We start from the raw sequence: 1,290 nt of genomic DNA on the forward strand, positions 1-1,290 counted from the left end.
CGCGGCGGCCTCATCGCCGTTGTCGTCGCCGCCGCCCGTGGGCCCGCCGACGTCGTCCAGCATCGCCATCAGATCGTCGAAATCGTCGGCGATCCCGGCGCTCGCTTCGACCGGGGCCGCGACGGGATCGGCGACCACCGCGACCGGCGCGGCGGGTTCGGCGGCGTCCGCATCGCCGTTCGCGGCGGCGATCAGGCGCGCCAGCATCGCGGCATCGTCCGGCGCGGTGCCGCCGTCGCGCGCGGCGGCGACGTGATCGGCCAGCATGTCGAACGCGGCGACGATCAGGTCGACCAGCGCCGGCGTCAGCGTCAGCGCGTTGCTGCGCAGCAGGTCGAGCAGCGTTTCATACTGGTGGGTGTAGGCCTGGAGCCGTTCGTGCCCGAACGCGCCGGCACCGCCCTTGATCGAATGGACGGCACGGAAGATGCCGTTGATCGTTTCGGCGTCATATTGATCGGCGCGGATGGCGGCGAAGCTGCCTTCCATGCCCGCCAGGCCTTCCTCACATTCCTGGAAGAAGATCTGCTGGATGGCGTCGAGATCCATGGGTGCGATCCTTCTTCGTTCAGGCGGGGTCGAACACGGCGAGCGCGGCGAGCGACGCGGCCTCGACCAGCGGTTCGCTGGGGTTGGCCAGCTGATAGGACAGGCCCTGTTCGGCGGCGGTGGCGCGCGCGGCGTACAGCACCTGCAGGCAGGCTTGGCCGATCTGCTCGACGGCGCTGCCGTCGATCGCGAGCGGCGCGCGCTCCTCGACCAGCTTCTTCAGCGATTGCCGCAGCGGGCCGGCGGCGCCGGTGTCGAGTCGGGAAGAGAGAGCGAGCGTCATGGTCATCCTGCCACGAGGGTCGAAAGGCGGGCGGTGCATCCGGTGGAGGCCGACGATCGGGTGGGAGAACGATGCGCGCAGCGCCTGCGATCCCCCCCGAAACCGCCGGTCACCATCGTGTGACCGTCCAGTTCCTCATCATGAACGCGCATCCCTAAGATGACGTTAAGTTGACGTCGTCCGGTGGTGCGCGCGATCATCAGAACGATGACCAGTCGTCGTTCTTGAGCGCGGCGTTACCCACCGTCGCGTGGCGCTGCTGCGGCTGGCGCTGCACCGGTGCGGCGGCCCTGGGCGCGGGGGCCGCGGCGACGGCGCGTGGCGCCGCCGCGGCGACGTCCTGCGACGTGCGGTCCAGCCGGAACATCGCGATCCGGCGCGCCAGATCCTCGGCCTCGTCGGCCAGGCTGCGCGCGGCGGCGGTTGCTTCCTCGACCATCGCGGCGTTCTGCTGCGTC

The 1,290-nt window shown here is 70.5% G+C and carries 2 protein-coding genes and 1 pseudogene; all 3 read right to left on the bottom strand.

Going from position 1 to position 1,290, the window contains the following annotated elements:
- A partial coding sequence (locus tag AX685_RS11715; protein WP_197418582.1) for an Hpt domain-containing protein occupies positions 1-549 on the bottom strand: 549 nt, incomplete at its 3' end.
- A gap of 19 nt (positions 550-568) precedes the next feature.
- Entirely contained in the window at positions 569-838 is a 270-nt protein-coding gene (locus AX685_RS11720) for an STAS domain-containing protein (protein ID WP_070321454.1), read from the bottom strand.
- A 193-nt stretch (positions 839-1,031) separates the two neighbouring features.
- Positions 1,032-1,290: pseudogene (locus tag AX685_RS11725) on the bottom strand (methyl-accepting chemotaxis protein); the annotation flags it as partial.

It is taken from the genome of Sphingomonas sp. CCH9-F2, from assembly GCF_001556735.1.
In the GTDB taxonomy this organism is placed as follows: Bacteria; Pseudomonadota; Alphaproteobacteria; order Sphingomonadales; family Sphingomonadaceae; genus Sphingomonas; species Sphingomonas ginsenosidimutans.